Origin of the sequence: Virgibacillus kekensis (assembly GCF_042654125.1) — a bacterium.
GTDB lineage: Bacteria > Bacillota > Bacilli > Bacillales > Amphibacillaceae > Lentibacillus > Lentibacillus kekensis.
The window spans coordinates 448,342-465,930 of the sequence record NZ_JBHSFU010000003.1 but is presented as its reverse complement, the minus strand read 5'-3'; the positions used below and the strand labels follow the sequence as shown (position 1 = coordinate 465,930).

At 33.8% G+C, this 17,589-nt stretch carries 10 protein-coding genes and 2 pseudogenes; 2 read left to right on the top strand and 10 right to left on the bottom strand.

What is annotated here, in order from left to right; translation table 11 throughout:
• Window positions 1–261: 261 nt before the first annotated feature.
• The 4 genes from ACFO3D_RS03690 to ACFO3D_RS03675 all read right to left on the bottom strand — a co-directional run bounded on the left by ACFO3D_RS03690 (window position 262) and on the right by ACFO3D_RS03675 (window position 3,739).
• Window positions 262–720 (bottom strand): ASCH domain-containing protein, encoded by a 459-nt coding sequence (locus ACFO3D_RS03690; RefSeq protein ID WP_390293254.1) that lies wholly within the window; start codon window positions 718–720, stop codon window positions 262–264.
• A 34-nt stretch (window positions 721–754) separates the two neighbouring features.
• Window positions 755–2,620 (bottom strand): ribosomal protection-like ABC-F family protein, encoded by a 1,866-nt coding sequence (gene abc-f, locus ACFO3D_RS03685; protein WP_390293412.1) that lies wholly within the window; start codon window positions 2,618–2,620, stop codon window positions 755–757.
• A gap of 203 nt (window positions 2,621–2,823) precedes the next feature.
• Window positions 2,824–2,934: an RAxF-45 family protein gene (locus ACFO3D_RS03680; protein WP_390293253.1), complete on the bottom strand. Its 111-nt coding sequence runs from the start codon at window positions 2,932–2,934 to the stop codon at window positions 2,824–2,826.
• A 637-nt stretch (window positions 2,935–3,571) separates the two neighbouring features.
• Window positions 3,572–3,739 carry an IS3 family transposase gene (locus tag ACFO3D_RS03675; RefSeq protein WP_390293411.1) on the bottom strand — a complete coding sequence of 56 codons (168 nt, stop codon included), beginning with the start codon at window positions 3,737–3,739 and terminating at the stop codon, window positions 3,572–3,574.
• 82 nt (window positions 3,740–3,821) lie between these two features.
• Here ACFO3D_RS03675 and ACFO3D_RS03670 point away from each other — a divergent pair, with 82 nt between their 5' ends.
• Window positions 3,822–4,688, top strand: a complete 867-nt coding sequence (locus ACFO3D_RS03670; protein WP_390293251.1) for a hypothetical protein — start codon at window positions 3,822–3,824, stop codon at window positions 4,686–4,688.
• A gap of 192 nt (window positions 4,689–4,880) precedes the next feature.
• Here the strand turns inward: ACFO3D_RS03670 and tnpC are convergent.
• From tnpC to ACFO3D_RS03650, 4 genes and pseudogenes are all read right to left on the bottom strand, one after another.
• Window positions 4,881–6,447, bottom strand: a pseudogene (tnpC, locus tag ACFO3D_RS03665) (IS66 family transposase).
• A 52-nt stretch (window positions 6,448–6,499) separates the two neighbouring features.
• Window positions 6,500–6,850: pseudogene (gene tnpB, locus ACFO3D_RS03660) on the bottom strand (IS66 family insertion sequence element accessory protein TnpB).
• Complete coding sequence (tnpA, locus tag ACFO3D_RS03655; RefSeq protein ID WP_390293250.1) at window positions 6,847–7,149, bottom strand: IS66 family insertion sequence element accessory protein TnpA; 303 nt, start codon at window positions 7,147–7,149, stop codon at window positions 6,847–6,849. The pseudogene tnpB and the gene tnpA overlap by 4 nt, the downstream one beginning before the upstream one ends.
• Window positions 7,150–7,493: 344 nt before the next feature.
• Window positions 7,494–7,616 (bottom strand): hypothetical protein, encoded by a 123-nt coding sequence (locus ACFO3D_RS03650; protein WP_390293249.1) that lies wholly within the window; start codon window positions 7,614–7,616, stop codon window positions 7,494–7,496.
• A gap of 1,208 nt (window positions 7,617–8,824) precedes the next feature.
• On the opposite strand from ACFO3D_RS03650, the gene ACFO3D_RS03645 reads away from it, so the two are divergent.
• Window positions 8,825–11,398: a sigma-70 family RNA polymerase sigma factor gene (locus ACFO3D_RS03645; protein ID WP_390293248.1), complete on the top strand. Its 2,574-nt coding sequence runs from the start codon at window positions 8,825–8,827 to the stop codon at window positions 11,396–11,398.
• On the opposite strand, the gene drmB is transcribed toward ACFO3D_RS03645, so the two are convergent.
• Window positions 11,365–13,056 (bottom strand): DrmB family protein, encoded by a 1,692-nt coding sequence (gene drmB / locus ACFO3D_RS03640; RefSeq protein ID WP_390293247.1) that lies wholly within the window; start codon window positions 13,054–13,056, stop codon window positions 11,365–11,367. The genes ACFO3D_RS03645 and drmB overlap by 34 nt on opposite strands.
• A complete protein-coding gene (gene drmA, locus ACFO3D_RS03635) occupies window positions 13,049–16,348 on the bottom strand; it encodes a DISARM system helicase DrmA (protein WP_390293246.1) in 3,300 nt (1,099 codons plus the stop codon). Before drmA ends, drmB begins: the two co-directional genes overlap by 8 nt.
• Between the last annotated feature and the right edge of the window lie 1,241 nt (window positions 16,349–17,589).

Below are 17,589 nucleotides of genomic sequence, written 5' to 3'. Positions count from 1 at the left end.
CACAATGTCTCTTTGTTGCTTATGTTTAGTGACAATAAAGTTATTTAATATTAATACCAAAACACGTATAACCCCGTCCTAATATGAGGACGGAGTTAAAATAAAAGTTGTTTAACTTATGATGTAGATTACTTCATTATACTTAAAAATATTGCAATAAAGTCATTTAAAAATCTATGTTTTATTCAAAAAACAACGCCCGCTTTTTTGAATAGTCTTTTTCTGCTATTGGCTGTTATTGTTGAAAAATGACAATATAATTTATTTCTTATATATTATCTTAAATCGTTCACATACAACTGGTATTTTATTATGGAACTCTTGATTAATCCCTTCAAATTCTTTTTTAAAAAAATCTTCGTGAACTTCACGCCAATACATCAATGTGCGGTCACCTTCACCCTCCAAATATGCGTGTTCTGCTGTAACTTCATCGAAAGAAACGATTTCCACTGAGGTAGTCTCTGCTACTGCAACTGCAATCCCCTCCCCATCAAGAGTAATATTAACAAGACCAACATATGGCAATTCCTCTTTTTCCAATTCATATAACTTATAATTTGATGCTGTCGCTGTTTTCGTTCCTTCTAACATTAATTTTGCAAGTTCGTCAGCCATTTCTTTTGAATCGCCAAATGCCCATGCAACATAAGCTTTTGGAGCATTTGGATTTATTTTTTGGTAGTGCTCCCACATTTGATTAATGGATTCATTTTTCATATTATATCAACCTACTTTCCTTTTAATTTTCTAGCTAATCACAAAGCTCTTCCCATTCTTGCTCTAAGTCTTCTTTTTTCTTATATAACTGTTGTAGTAACTCCAAGTCTTCAACTTCCAATAACTTTTTGTCTAACTCTGTAATTCTTTCCTCCAATGTGACTAAATCCTTTTCCATGTTTTCATTATCCGTACGCTTATTCTTTATCGGCTCCTTTTGTTGTGAGGAAATTTCTTTCTTTTTCTCCATTCTTAACTGTACTGCGTCTTCTCTTAGTTTAGTCATTTTTTCCTTGGCCCAGGTATAGTTACCCTCAAAGCAATGGATCTTCCCTGCTTCTATCCAATAAATCTTACCAAATAACTTGTTAAGAAAATACCGGTCATGGGATACAGTTAATAAACTACCTTTAAAATCCTCGAGGGCTTCTTCCAACACTTCTCTTGATTCAATATCTAAATGATTCGTTGGTTCATCTAAAATTAACAAATTAATGTCTTGGTACATCAATTGGGCTAACCTTAAACGCATCCTTTCCCCCCCGCTAAGCTGAGAAACTTTCTGGAAAACCGTGTACCCGTAAAACATAAATCTCGCTAAAATACGTCTTGCTTCTCCTTCTGTTACTTTCACTACATCTCTAAACGTCTCTATAACTGTTTCGTCTTCAATAGAAGAGAAAATACTTTGAGATAGGTATCCTATTTTAACATTGCTGCCTATCCGTACCTCCCCTTTGTCTGGATAAAGTTGTTGGAGAATTAATTTAAGTAATGTTGATTTTCCTGTTCCGTTTTCTCCTATTATGGCAGCTCGATTTTGGTAAGTAATATGCATATTTACACTTTCGAATAACAACTTGTCGTCGAAACATTTCGAGACATCTTTAAGCATAATAACATCATTTCCACTTCGATCCGAAGTCTCCATCTCTAGGTTCATTTTCTTCCGATTTAAAATCGGCCGATTTAACTTTTCCATTCTCTCTAACGCTCTTTCCATGTTCCTTGCTCGTCTATGAAGATCAGCATTTGGTGGGTTAGCTCTGTTTGCCCAATCTCTTAACCGCTTAATCGCTTCCTTCATCTTTTTTATTTTCTTTTGCTGTTCCTCATAGGCTTGAAATTCCCTTAGAAGCTTTTCTTCTTTTTCTTTTACAAACCCTGTAAAATTGGTATGGTAAGTAGTTACTTCTCCGTCTTCCAAATCAATCACCTTGTTGACTACTTCATCAAGAAAATAACGATCATGTGAAATAACAAGGACTGTCCCACTATATTCTCTTAAAAAGTTCCCAAGCCATTCAACTGCCATTAAATCTAAATGGTTCGTTGGTTCATCCAATAATAACAGGTCTGGTTGTTTTAATAGCATCAGACCTAGCCCAACCTTTGTCTTTTCTCCTCCACTTAATCGTGAGAATGGCTGATCAATTAAGAGCTGAATATTTAAACCGTGAACTATTTTTTCAATATTAGATTCTATTTCATAACCACCATTATTCGCATACTGGTCTTGTAAATTCCCGTATTCACCGATGAGATTTTGAAGTTTATTTGTGTTCGTCTCCATCCCCATTTCAGCCTCTAGCTTTTTCATCTTTTCTTCCATTTGAAGTAAAGGGGAGAAGGCTGATCTTAATACATCCTTTGTAGTTGTGGAATTATTGTGATCTGGGATTTGTGTAAGATAACCAATGGCAGCCCCTTTTTTCCAATGTATTTGTCCTGCATCTGGTGTCTCCTCACCAGCTAGCAAACGAATTAAGGTCGTTTTTCCGCTACCATTTCGACCAACTAGACCAACCCGTTCTTTTTCTTTTATTTCAAAGGATATATCTTCAAAAATAGAGTTTCCTCCATACATCTTAGCAATTTTATTAACGCTACATATAATCACTTTTATTCCTCCTTTAAAAGATACTAAAAAAGCCATGAGAAGACATATCTTCCCATGGCTAAGCTTTAATAGAACGCCAAAGTCAATCGATCCGCGTTCTATTCCATTTAAAAAAGGAGAGCATGAAAATGCTCTCCTTTAACCGTCCTTCTACCATGTGGGTTAAGAGATGTTTTTCACTGTTTTAGTTTGCTATTGAATTGCTAAAAAAAGGACACACGTATCCCGTTAACAACTACAGCAGCAAATTTTGCACGGTATAAATAAAGGAATTCAACCCAAAATCCGCGCACTAAAACAGCTTGATTCAACATCTTACCCCACCTCCGTTTCATTAAAGTTAACTATATTTTATCACTTAGAGAAGTTTTATTCAATTGGTCAACTTAAATTAAAATCAGTATTAGCCTTATAGGAGATACTGGAACGGAGCTAACCACTGTGGTGAGCCTTATTTATGAGTCACTCGTATCCTACCACGAATTGCGATTGTTTTCTTTTTTTTCCACAATCACTATTCGGACTAAGTTATTTTCTTCTTTCCAAGTACTAATCTGTATTAACCAAAACCAAACCATTAATTATTCCCCATTAATTTTTAAATCTGCATTACTGTGTGGGCAATTTTCTTTACTTGTCTTTATCAATTCATATCCTTTCAAGATAAATTAATTATCATCCATCTATTACCACACATACTGTTCGCATACCCTTGGGCTAATAGATTATCACCTATTCCCTTTCATAAATATTATATTAGTCATGGATTGGTCACAATCTACCCATGCGTAACCATAAACTAATTTCTAAGAAAATGGTTGTATATTATTGTTTAAGTTAATTAAAGTATAAAATTGGAAGAAGATTAAAGAAATGTACAACTTTATCCGATATATAAAAGAGTACATCTTAATGGAGAAAACGGTGGTTACCCCCAAAAGTTAGAGTTTATTATGCAGCTGATTGGCTGGTTTGAGTTCGATAATGTATTGGACTTAAACCAGCAATTTTTACTTTTATACGTTTATTATTGTAGTAATGCATGTACTCCTCAATAATACTTTTTAGCTTTTCATAAGGTTTTAATTCTTCCCCATAATAACCTTCCTGCTTGAGGATCCCAAAGCAAGTAAATGCAAATAAGTATCTAGAGTCATTCTAGTAACTGCATAACCTATATAGAAAGGAGAATCATCAAATAATGTTAAAATCCATTTTTAGCTTTATTCAAGACAAACAAAAAGAAGCTAATCAAAGATATACTCAAAGAATATTAGATTCATGGTTTAAAGCTGATCATATTTTTTCAGAAGAAGTTACTCCAGGAACTGAATGTATATTTGAAACACTCACTATTGAAGAACCGATTAAATTAGTTTGCGATTATAATATGCCTCCATTCGATAGTTCCAAATATGATACATATCCAGCAGAGATCGAAAGACTAAGAGAGTATTTCAGTCAAGAGTTTGGAATTGCAATATATACTGATAAAACAAATCAGAAACTTGGTTATTTACCATTATTAAAAAATATTGAAACAGACCTTGCTAGAGAAGGTTCGTACAAACATGCTGTACATGATTTACTGAAAAAAAACATAAAGGTATATTCTAAACTGGTAAGAGTGGAAAGAAATGATAATCCTATAAAACCTCTTAGACCAAAGCAAAATTTTCATTACCCAGAAAGTAGATATGTAGTTGAATTACATATCAATACAGACTTAGAGAAGCTAAATAAAAAAGTAAAAGAACGACTTCAATACTTAGAAAAACAGAGAATTGAACGAGAAAAAGAAGCTGCAATTTTTAGATCTACTCCCAAAAGTACCCATGTTTATGATAAAGATGATTATTTAGATTCCCGCAGTGTTTGGGATGATTATGATGAAGATGGTGTGCCTTATGAGGATTATGAAAGAGACGAGCCTTTTAATGATGATTTCTTAGACGATGATACAAATGATTTAAAAGATGAGGAGAATAGTAAAGAAGAAATAAGTTCTAGAAGTGATTGGGATGATTATGATGAAGATGGTGTACCTTATGAAGATTATAAAAAATAACAAGATCACTAACCTCCGATAATGTTCTATGTTGCGTAGTATTTAGTCTACTATGCAATACAAAAGTTAATATGGCCCCTTTGAGAAGACTGATCTCATTGAAAATCAACCAAATTTTTATAACATTTTTGATTCGTAAGCGTCAAATAGCCCACACCTATTATTCAGGTCTGGGCTCATGCTATGATTGGATTACTTCTTACTTGGTATGCGACAACTTTCTGGTATATAGTCTGACCAAGGTAGATACTTTTGGATTTCATTAGAATCTGTCAGATCTACATTCGGAAGTTCTTCAAATAAAAATTTTAAGTATGCATAGGGGTTAAGATTATTCGCCTTAGATGTTTCAACGACACTATAAATAAGAGCGCTACTTTTTGCACCCTTCGCCGTGTTGTGAAAAGCCAATTTTTTCTTCCCAAAACAAAGGGCTAAATTGCTCTCTCCGCACGATTATTATCCAATTCTAATCGTCCATCCAAAAGAAAGACTTCAAGTTTATGCCACTGAGACTTGCAGTATTTAATAGCCTTACCCAATGCACTTTTTGGTAACACCTTCGGTGCTTGTACTTTTAACCATTTAGAAAATTCATCTAAGATGGGAAGGCTTAATTTTTTCCTCTCGTGATAACGCTCAACGGCATCTAAGTCCTTAAGTTGACGTTCAACTTTATAGAGCTGATCACAAAAATCCAAACCTTCTTGCGCAGTAAGCCGTGAGGCGTTTGCTGTCTCTGGAGGTGCGGTTAACGCATCTTTAAAATTCCGACGTGCATGTGCCCAACATCCAACCGGCGTCACATTCGGAATCGTGTGGTAACCGGCATAACCATCCACATGTAGATAGCCACTGAATGCTCCTAAGAACTGTTTCGGATGTTTACTTGCGCATGTTTATTGGTAATCATATAACACAACAGGCTCATGTGCGGTACCTGTTCGAAACATCCACATGTATGAAGTGGATTGACTATTTCGTCCAGGTTCAGATAACACTTGAAGGGTAGTTTCATCCGCATGCAGGACCTCTTGGTTGATCATATATTGATACATCTGATCAAAAATTATAGATAACCACTTCTCTGCACCGTAAATGATCCAGTTTGCCATGGTCTGTCTCGATAAAGATAATCCAAGGCGTTCCAACGCTTTTTCTTGACGATAAAGTGGCATGCTGTCCACGTACTTATTCGACATTAAATACGCCATTGCCGAAGGTGTGTAACTGCTAAACTGCCTGGATACACAGGAGATGGTGACTTGGCGATTTGAATAGGTGTTTTAATCTCATGACGCTCACAATGACGGCACCCGTAAATATAACGCACATGCTTTTTCACTTTGGCCTGTGCAGGGATAATCTCGATTTCTCTGCGCACTTCCGTGCTCATTTCATGCAATTCTCCATCACAACAAGAACAGACCTGTTCCTCTTCCGATAAACGATACTCAATCGTTTCAGTCGGAAGGTCTTCGAGCTTCTGGTCACGCTGTCCTTTCTTCTTACGGATGTAAGTAATCGTTTCAATCGTAGGCTCTTCTACATCTTTATTTGATGTATCTTCAGCTTCATTAAATAGAGAAAGTTGATCCGTGTTTTGTTCACTTGAAGCACCAAATTGTCTTTTTTGACTCAGTCTAAATTGTTCCTCATACCATTTTAGCTTTGCTTCAAGTTCTTCTTTTTCAAGTTCAAGTTTCTCAGCGCGGTCTTTATAAAATTGGGCATCTTTTGCGTTCGTTATCTTTTCCATAAAATTTATTATACGAAAAAGAATCCGCCTTGAACTGAGCGAATTCTCATTTTTATAAAATTGTTCGTGCTTTAACTTCACGGTGCGCGGATTGTTGAATCGTCAATCCATCCAATAACCAACGGAGTTGACGCGAGGAGATATCTTTTGTTTGCTTAGATGATTCGTCTGGCCAAGAAAATTTACCGGTCTCTAGTCGTTTATAATAAAGCCAAAAGCCGTTATTATTCCACTATAGAATTTTCATTTTATCTCTATTTCGATTACAGAACACAAAGAGTACAGGTGAGAATGGATCAAGTTCAAATGTTTCTTTTACTATAATTGCTAGGCCATCAATTGACTTTCTAAGGTCCGTAGGGCCACAAGCTAAATAGCCCCTTTCATAGTATGGGTGAATCATGCATACTTCAATAAATGTAATACATCAGATAAAAGTTGACGATCAACCTGTGGTTTTACTTCCACTGATAGCTTATCTATCTTAATAATGATGGATGAATGCTCATCGTTGTTAGCCGAATGGCTAATTTCTAACCAATCGGTAGAAGAAGTATTATCTGTCTGTTGATCAAACTTACGTTTCCAGTAATACATTTGATGAATATTAATATTTTCTTTACGACACCAAGCAGCCATACTAAGGCCGCTTTTGCACCATTGATTCATTCTTGTCTCCCATTCTAACTGTTTATCTGACATGAAAAGCCTCCTTCAAGAATTAATCTATGAAGACTATCTCATCTGGAGACTGTGTTGGATACGTGTGAAGTATTTGATGCTTACTTAGCACCTATAATTACTAAATTATTTTTAGTCTCTGATATTTTTTCCAATACATCCATTTTACTCAATTCTGAATAGTAGTTTAATATTCTTATAAACATGGTTGATATTACCCGACATATTAGTTGATAAGAAATTATCTATTTGAATTAATAATTTGTTTAATGCTTCTCTGTATTGTGAAGAATTGTCTTGCTTTTCTGCAGTTCTACTTTCATTAAAACCCATAATCTTATTCTCTAATTTTTGAAGCACTTTTTTTAAATTTCTTTTTTTATAGTATCTTCAAAAGATGTCTCATAATCTATTTCTTTTATTTTTTGTATTTTATCTCTAATACTGTCACAAATATTAAAATAGGTTTGCATCATTGGCTTGTCCATCTCAATCCTCCTTCTAAACTATAAGCTTCAACTATTTAAAAGCATAATAATTATCTTATTAATTGGATTACAACCCTATCATTTATGGTTATAAATGGTAGGAAATCATAGTAAGTCATTCCATTATTTGGAAATAAATATAATTACTTTAATATTATACAGTAATTACAGGGTTGTTTAACTCAACATTTTATATTAAAACCTTTCATGAACATCAATGAAAAGATAAAAGTTATCATCGGTACACTAATAAATTATATAACCCTCTCTTTTATATTGCATTGTTGTCAATTGCGCCAAACGATCTATCTTAGTAACCTATAAGCGCATCACCTTCTAGAATTGTGGTAAGTTATACCGTAAATATTTGCCTATATAATTTTGTGACAGTGAACTCCTTATAGGAGATAGAGTAATCTGCAACCAGCATATAAATATTTCATTATGTAATCCTCTTCTACTAATTTTATAATACTAAGTTATGACACTACTCAATACCTTAACAGTTCTTCATCGGATTTTCAGTGTCAATACTTTTATGATTTGATTCCAAATCTTTTCACCTATCTTTCTATGTGCTATTACACTTTATTATTATTTTATCATGAAAATTGTACGAAAACAGTTAGATAAAGGTCGTTAACCAAAATCGATTATAAACAAAAGAAAAAACATCAAACTGACGATTAATAGTGTGCCATGACATGATTATTTCATAAAAAATGAACCTCCCAGTTTTTAAGACTTACATAAAATAATCCTATTTTTTAAAGATACTTCCTTTGCTCTTCATTAAATTCTTCTTTTCTATTCCATCTTCCTGTACCAAAATCACATATTACTATGTAGTAAAGGCTTCACGGGATTAGAAATCAACATGTCATAATGTTTATAATCAGTTGGCGCAACACTACCACGCATATTAGTGGCATCGAACAAGTCTTTCTGAAAATCAACATCTGCTTTTGCGGGCATATATTTTCACCTCAAGATTTACTTTATATGTAAATTTTAACATAGGATAGGAGCAAAGTTTTATCATGTAAAATGATACTTTGGAAATATTATGTAATATATATCTATTATTTTAAATCAATTCTGGGATTAGCTAGGTTTGCCTAATAAAAAGACATCGTAGCATCACTCTATACAAAAAGTGGAAAAGATCGTAAACTATTAGTAAGCGTTACCAATTTTGAGGTGATTATATGAAGAACGGTCCAGTCTATAGCAATATCTCAATTATAAATCGAGCTTTTGGGACCTTTGGTTCTCCCCTACATAAAGACTTAATTATAGATTATGTCCGTACACATTGGGAGAATGGGCGTGGAACTTCTTTTGAAGATGCATATAATATAGTCAAATATCCTTTAGAAGCAGAATTCTATTATAGAAAGACAGAGGAACAGGACCACTTTTCACGTAAACAAGCACTTTCTGAAAAATTAGATGAATTATATAGTCAACTACGAATGAATCCAAACCCATGGATTTTTTCCACAAAAACTGTACCAGTAAAATTAAATGAAATTTATCGAGATCCTAGGTTTGATATTGTTTCCTCTGATGGAGGTAAACAGTACCTAATCCTAACCGAATGGAATTTATTAAATGATTTGGTTTTAAGATTCATGGTTAAAAATGGTATTAAACAAACTTCGATTGCCGAAATATTTCGAGACGTAATCATAAAATATGAAATTGATGATCGTGAGGCTTATTTTTTCCCAAAGATTGATGCTCGCTTTAAGGTAGGGAGAGGCAACATTGTTTCATTAGTAACTCATGAAATTACTGAAGATTATTCTGTACATGTCACAGAATATATTATGGAGAATGTAGCAATTCAAATACCAATGATAAAAAATTATTTATTAGACAACGGTACAACTAAAATCCGTACAATTATTCAAGATGTTTTTGCAATTCAGCCTCACTTCCCATTATTTACAACTTATTTTGAGGCTATTAAAAAATCACTTTCCGTAATGAAAAATGTCTTTCTCATAAATAGCGATTCCCTCTTAATTTCTGAAGCTAATAGTGAAAATGCACCACAAACGATTCAGGTTGGTGGAAATAAAACTGACTTTCAAGCGATAAACGAAATAGTAGCACCACTCACAAATGGAACAGGTGAATCAAATAGTGAAACCCTCTTAGTTGAGCCAGCAGAAACTAGAGAGGTAAAAGTACGTGAAAATCTATCATATACACTACGCTATTTTGACAGAATACAAGAATCTCTTACCGGTCATTATTTTAAAGATTGGATTATTGATGATCATATGAAAGTTATTTTTGCGACAAATGAAAATGAAAAGATTCCCTACATTTTTCATTATGATGAGAAACAGAATATCTTATATGGAGAACACCTTAGCAACTTTATGATAGATTACGACCTTGAACCTGGGCAAAAACTCGAATTCAACCTAATAAATAACAAAGTATTTATGAAGTTGGGTTCTTTCAATGAAGCAGCTCATACCGAGCAAATGAAGTATGAAGATATTGCTAGATTATCAGAAGTTAAGCATTATGGAACCAAATCACTATTACAAAATTTAGCAGAATTATTAATGAGTCATCCATCTGGTTTACATATACGACAAATTGTACTAGACATTAAAGGAGAAACATCATATACAGAGAATACTATTCGAAGCACTCTATCTAGCTATCCATTTTTTGAAACTATCCCTGGAAAGGTTGGCTATTGGCGTTTCAACCCTAGACAATGGAAAAGAGCATATATTGATTTACCTGAAAAACCTAAAAATCATCAAAAAAATAAGGACACCGTAAAGGTGAAGGGAAATCCCATACCTTCTTTAGCTTCAATTTTTAAAAGGAATGCATATGCAACACGAAAGACGAAGCGTAGATTGACAAATCGACAATATACTCTATTACCAAAAGAAGAGTTTATTGAAATGGCTTGGGAATATTATTCATTTATCATCTATCAGTATGCCAAAAACAATAAAAGTAATTCTATCCCATTAGAAGATTTATACCAGGAAGCATATTTCGCCCTTTTAAAAGCTTACGAAAAATATAATCCAGAAGTCGGCAATAGTTTTTATCACTATTTCAAGCGGCGACTTTCTGCTCATATTCATAGATATGTTATTGATAATAAAGGGTTAATTCGTATTCCAGTTCATAGGGCGGAAGAACTTGCAAAAGTTGATAAAGAGATTACAATTGATCTATTACTTACTGGTAATGTTGATGTCGAAGAAAGCCTACTTGATGACTACACTTTATATAAAACAAACTATCTTAGTTTTGATGAATTATATCTATATCACTCCAATAAAGCGATCAATAGTGAATTGAAGGGACGTTCATATTTCTTTTTTGATAACCCTATTTTTCTGGGTGAGTATGACACAGAAGAGAAAGTCAGTACAAACTATTTCTCAGTTGAGGAACCAGAAAAGTGTGACTTACTTATTGATGATATTGGATTCGAAAATATAGTATTAAATAATATTATAGCAAAACAATCGTTGGAATACTTAAAGGATAATGTTAGGAATAGCAGAGATTATGAAGTTATCCTTTACAGAAATGGATTTGTAACTGGTGAAGAAATGACGCTTGAAGAAGTAGGTACCATTCTCGGAGTAACTCGAGAAAGGATACGACAAATTGAGAAAAAAGGAATCGAACTATTAAAAAGTTATAGAGCTATTAAAGGGGGAATTTGTATAGAATACAAATTCCCCCTTTTGGATTATACCTCAAAGAAGGCTAAATTTTCCTGTTGATTTAACAATAATAGTACTCTTCTATCTAGTAATTGATTTCCCCATTCACAAGAAGTTTCTGAAACAAAAGCACAAGAATGACAAGCAGCACCATTTATCGAAGATTGTAATGCGTGATTTCCAGAAGAGCAATACGGATCTGAAGAACAGTATTCCATCTTCTCCAACGCTCTTATAAAAATTGGATATAGTTTTTCTGGCTTAGCTAACTCGATTAGTCCTCCTAAACTTCCTTCTGAATCAGATGATGAAGTATAAATTAATACTCCATGCATATCTTTTCCACTATAAATTCTCTCTCGCAATGAGGTTGTTGAATAACCTGAGAAGCGTGCAAATTCGTGTATCAACGCATGAGCAAATGAATGGATAAGAACATGCCTTTCGAGTAACTCCACATTGTTTAAATCCATTTGTTCTCTTCTTTCATTAAATCTGTGGAAAACTTTTCCTAATTCATTCTTTACTTCAATTCGTTCTTCCCATTGTCTAAGTTGATCTATATTAAACTCGAAAAAGATTCCTTCTCCTAAATTCTTTACACCTGGGAGCCAATTTGCATTTTCATCTTTCATAATAGAACTGGTTTTTACTTCTGTTTCTTCAAATAAATCCAAATAACTTAATCTTGTAAACCCTTGTAATACTTGAATTTCAGGTAATGAATCGACTCTTAAAATGGATTGGAAGTAAGAGCTCATTTTATCATGAATGTCCATTTTCAAAGCCTTATAACCTGAGTCGTTAATGTCATCTTTTGCACCAGCCTTAAACGTGTTCCATTCTTGTTTTCTTATTGTTTCAATTGTCACTGGCTCTTCATAAACACCATCTAGAATTTTAGCTACGTTTTCAATCTCATTATCATCTATATCTAAAAGTGCTTTAGCAGTTTCTTTAAATAACAATTCATTATTTTCTCTAAGAGTTTTTAAAGTTGCCTTATGTGCTTGCACTCTTTGATATAACGAATCTTCTTTACCATTTGTAAGGGGGATAGGAAGAATACTTTTAATAACTGGTGAATATAGCTTTGAAGCACCTCTTAATACCGTCTGCATCCTAACATTGCAACCTTTTTGTGAATCCCCCAGCCATGTCCTTTCGCCAGTACAATTTCTTTCTTCTTTCATGATTTTGGCAAGTGACTTAGGCTTTGATTTACATTTAACACATCGAACGGTCATATCAGCTAAGGACCCAACAACCCCATCCGACTTCATCTTCAATATTGGATTCTTACAACATTTACCATCGTGTACCCAGTCTTCCCATGGAAAATCAGATATATGTCCATTCTCACAAGCTAATACAAAACGACTTGGAAACAAATTAATCGATTCATCGTGATCTCTCTTACAAAAATAACATTCTGTTTCTCTTGATTTGGTCATCATTCCACATTTAGGACAAACTTTCCATTTAGGAAATGGCCTTGCTTTGATTTCTAAATTTTGTGGATTACCATTTAGTAGTTTTATATAGTCTACTCCAAATAGTCTACTAACTCTATCATCATAATGAGTAGGAACATCCCAAAGTTTCCAAGTATCTGCCCCCATAATCATTACGCTCTGATCTAACATATCAACGATGGCCCCTGGGCCATGATGAAAGATAAGTTGACTTGGACGCAATTCACCTAAAGTTTTACTCATCTTCCCACAGCTCCTTTACTTTTATGGACCCTTCTACGCTTCTTAAAGACTGCATCGCAGGTTTAGAACCATTTTCAACATTTGTTTCACTAAATTCTCTTAACAAATATGGTAAATCTCTTCTTCTAAACTTGTAATCACGATATGAAACTTGTTCATTATTACTAGATAAATTATCCCACCACAATAGAATTCTTTCAAACTCACTTTCCAAAAAGGCTAAATCAATATCACCTGTTCTTTTTGCGCGCTTTATAAGAAACTCTTTTACTTTTTGAACTTCATCGTTATAATTAAACTCTCCAGCACTATTAGTTTTACTTATTTCAGGAAAACTCTGACGTATTGCGCCTACAACAACCCCAACTAACCCACGATTGATAGATCCTCTAGAAAAGGATGTAACACTCGTTGGTTCTACATAACGATAAATTGCACTATGATAAGCTTTAAATCTTTCATAATGCGATAAATCACGAGGCCTCAAGGAATTATAAGCAGTTAATACTATCCCAGGATAAGAGCGTCCTACACGACTTGTAGCTTGTATGTATTCTGATGAAGTTTTGGGTTGATTATGCATCACCATTAATCCTAATCTATTAATATCGACCCCAACAGATATCATATTTGTTGCTAAAACTGCACTTAATGAACCTTTATCATCTACTGTTTGTTCCATTTTAGAAAGTAATTGAGGAATTTCACGTGCCTTCCTACGGCTTGTCATTTCTTCAAAGGTTAACTCTCTTTTTAACTTTTCACCTTTATTCAATAGCTTTAGGCGAACGGGTATTTCGTCTTTAAACAAAGTAGTTGTACCAGATAATTCTTTTACTGTATTGAAATAACCAAGGATAGTCCAATAAGGATCAATATAGTCATCTTTTATTTTTTCTGCTATGGATAATAGTGCAGAGTAAATATGAATTGTATGGATTTTTCCACTTACACCAGGAGCACAAATTCCAATGTATAACCGACCTGGTTTCTCCTTTACGGGTACTTGATATGAAACAAAATTATCAGAAGGATCTTTAACAGGAAGTGGGAACTGACTTACTTTTCTTCCATAAAGTTTTCTCACTTGCTCTTCCGCTCCTCGAATAGTTGCTGTTGAAGCAATAATTTTTGGGCCTTTTCCTTTGTATTGACATAAATAATCAACAGCTATTTCGTAGAGACCTGTCATTGATCCAAGAGGACCAGATATTAAATGCATTTCGTCTTGTATAATAAGCTCAGGTGGCTCAAGTCTATTAATTTTCTGATACCCTCGCTTATTATTTTCATCAAAAATAAAACCTTTTTTAATATTGTATTGATTCTTCAAACCAAATAATTCATACATATCATCTTTCCAGGCAATTTGAGCAACTTTATCAACAGTACCAATTAGAATCGTTGGAACATGCTGATAGATTGCCTCATCTATAGTTAGCGCTGGAATCCCATCACCACGAGAAAACTCGCATTCAGAATAGTGGCATCTAATATATTGATTTGATGAAGTAATTTCATAATCCTCTGGACGTAAATCTGTTCCACACCAAGGGCAATGTGTTACTTGCATTGGGTTACCTTCTTGTACATCATTTCCGTCAAGAATTTCACTAAGCTTTTCCTTAGCATCTTGAAACTTATTTGGTGATGAAGAAGCACCAATCCACAAACCAATACGAAACGGTTCTTTTCCATATTTATGAGGGTCACCATTTCTAATTGATTCTGCTGCACAAACTAAGGCAGTTGCTCTTTGAAACTGCTGAGTTGTCAGCAGCCTCAATGTGTAACGCATGAACACAGTTACTCCTGCATAAGAGCCAACATCTTTCACATCTCCAATTAACCGACGATACGAAATTAAGAAAGCTGCAACACCTAGATAAGCTTCAGTTTTTCCACCACCAGTAGGGAACCATATTAAGTCAACGATATCTCGATCGTTATGATTTTTATCACTAATCCCAGCAATATTCATCAAAATGAAAGTTATTTGAAATAAACGCCATTCTCCTTCATAAACAGGTTCTATTCTCTCGTTATTACTTCTGTATTTCAAAGCTACACGAGTTCTTGCTTGTTGAATCATCATTGCCCTGTTCGCAAATCTAAAGGCTTCTAATTCATTTGAATCCTCAGATTTAGTTATTATCCTTATTCCCTCTTCAACTCTTGATATAATTATTTCAATATCATTAATTTTTTGCTCAGCTACTTTTTTTAGGTGCGGTTCAAGAGTGTCAATATACTTCTTTTGTTTAGCCAACCATTCCCTATAACTAGTAGGAATAACAGAAAGTTTTTGCTTCAATGTGCTAGCATCTATCGTTGCTAACTCTTTCATAGAGTAAGTAACGTCTTTAATCTTTCTATGTTCGACTAATGGCATTTCATGAAAAGGCATCCAAGTGCTCTCTATAGAAAAGTTGTTACCAATTTCTTTCCAGTCCACACCTACACCATGACCAACCGCATATTCAGGAACATCACCATAAAGTAATTCGTCTTCATAATTATGTTGATCAGCTTTTGATGTAAAAGATTTTATTAACTCCTTATCTACAGTTACTTTCATTTTTGTTTGAAACATTACCTCATCTTGTTTTGGAAAGGTTTCTTCTCTAACAAATGCATTGATTAAGAACAGGCTTACATGAAAAATATTATCCTGTTCTTTCATTTGGCAAAGAATCTTGGCAGGTTCGTGTTCAGACGATATTTCTTTATTCCCAGGGACAAAAGTAAAACTATCTACCTTTTCCATTCTTTTATGGCTATCTTCAACATACATTCCCCATGAAATATCAACTGTTATTTCTGTCAATCTCTTCATTTTAAAACTAAAGCCCATAGAAGAAGGTCGAAATACATGCCGATTAGAAATTACTTCGTCTAGTTTTTCTTCTTTTGCTAACTGCTTTGTTTGAATATCTTCTTCAATTTCATTAATAACATCTTTTGTTGAACCTATTGGAACAAGTTTTCCTGTCAAATAAAGATTCATAGGATTATTTTTCTTCCCTAGTTCTTCATCAGGATCGAATGGACCAATAAGGTACTTTTCCATTTCTTTAATTACTTCTTTCCTCTTATCAACAAAAGGCTGCATATCCTTCTTTCTCGGCTCTTCTTTCTGCCAAAGAAGGACTTGCCCTCCTTTTATCATAAAATTTTCCGGATAGTCGTTAACAAATCGTTTAATAGCTTTTTCTGACCAATAAGGATTAATCTTATTAGCGTCTTGTAGTTTTAACTGTTTGTTTTCGGTTAAGTAGTTAAATAATTTCATAGCACCTGGCTTCACTTAAACACCCCTCTCTAAAAATAGATTATTATTATATATTCAGATACTAGAGCTTTGAATGAGTACTAATACAAACGCTTATCTAAACGATGTGCTCTATCCTAAAAGAAATAACTATGAGCTATTCTGTCTACTACTTTTAGATGTTTAAACAGGTAAACAATATATTTATACAAAACTATAAAAATAGTGGAAAGTAAAAAGGTCATAAATTATCTTCAATTGGAGCTATCAAACCCAATAATTAAAACATTATATATTACCACATATAGATAAAAAGGAATTTAGTGCTGATAATATTCAATAATACTTAACAAATTTTGATAAAATTTGTTTATTGAAAGATTACCATTCTATACATAAAAATCCAGTAAGTACCATTCGTACAATTGATGGTAACAATACTACGGTTCCTTATATTCTCGAATTACACTGAGATGAGACGTGGGAAAATTCTTGGACTAAAGTGGCTATTCTCGCAGCCATACTCTGCTTTATTCTTCTGAGTGGTTAGACATCGATCTAGACAAATGAAAAATCAATATCCAAAGAAGTTTATGCTCTATTCCTAAAAAAGTTTAACCTTTAAGAAAAACAAAACGTCTAAGTCGAAAAGGCAAATATCTCTTTCAAACAATTATAACAATCCTAAGAAGGCGATAGGAATTTAAAAAGAGCAACAATTGAAAATTATGGTGGTAGCAACCTAAGATAGCAGGCCCCTGGATCCAAGAAACTTGCTAAGACAATTTTATTTGTACATGGAGAAGACAGATCTTTCAAACCTAAGTTTACCCGACCTTCTCTACACACACACAACGATATTAATGAAAATTGGCGAGTATTCTAAAATCTTATCAGAACGATTGCTCAACCGTATCGGTATTACGTATAATATCTATATGTCTAAACTTATAATGCTGATGCTGATTGCCATTTCCTTCAAAATAATTGCCAAATACAAAAGCCTCACCTGGTTATTACAGCCACAATAATGTACAACCTCTGTAAAATTTTTTACCAGTAGTTTCCATAGATTTAACCACTTTATGTAAGCAGTTTACCATTAAAAATCATATTCCTCCTTATTTTCCCGGGAAATTGGCTTATGATCTTATCCACCACTACTAAACCAATGCTCATCCAAAGTTGATAAGGTCTACTTCCAAAATTGCTATAAGGATATGGACTATTTATTATCCATACGTACCGATAATAATCCCCTT

Bases quoted from the DNA above. Each gene is read 5' to 3' on its own strand.
- ACFO3D_RS03690 (WP_390293254.1), bottom strand. From the start codon at position 720: ATGAAAAATGAATCCATTAATCAAATGTGGGAGCACTACCAAAAAATA.
- tnpA (WP_390293250.1), bottom strand. From the start codon at position 7,149: ATGTCAGATAAACAGTTAGAATGGGAGACAAGAATGAATCAATGGTGC.
- drmA (WP_390293246.1), bottom strand. From the start codon at position 16,348: ATGAAATTATTTAACTACTTAACCGAAAACAAACAGTTAAAACTACAA.
- drmB (WP_390293247.1), bottom strand. From the start codon at position 13,056: ATGAGTAAAACTTTAGGTGAATTGCGTCCAAGTCAACTTATCTTTCAT.
- ACFO3D_RS03680 (WP_390293253.1), bottom strand. From the start codon at position 2,934: ATGTTGAATCAAGCTGTTTTAGTGCGCGGATTTTGGGTTGAATTCCTT.
- ACFO3D_RS03670 (WP_390293251.1), top strand. From the start codon at position 3,822: ATGTTAAAATCCATTTTTAGCTTTATTCAAGACAAACAAAAAGAAGCT.
- ACFO3D_RS03650 (WP_390293249.1), bottom strand. From the start codon at position 7,616: ATGGACAAGCCAATGATGCAAACCTATTTTAATATTTGTGACAGTATT.
- ACFO3D_RS03645 (WP_390293248.1), top strand. From the start codon at position 8,825: ATGAAGAACGGTCCAGTCTATAGCAATATCTCAATTATAAATCGAGCT.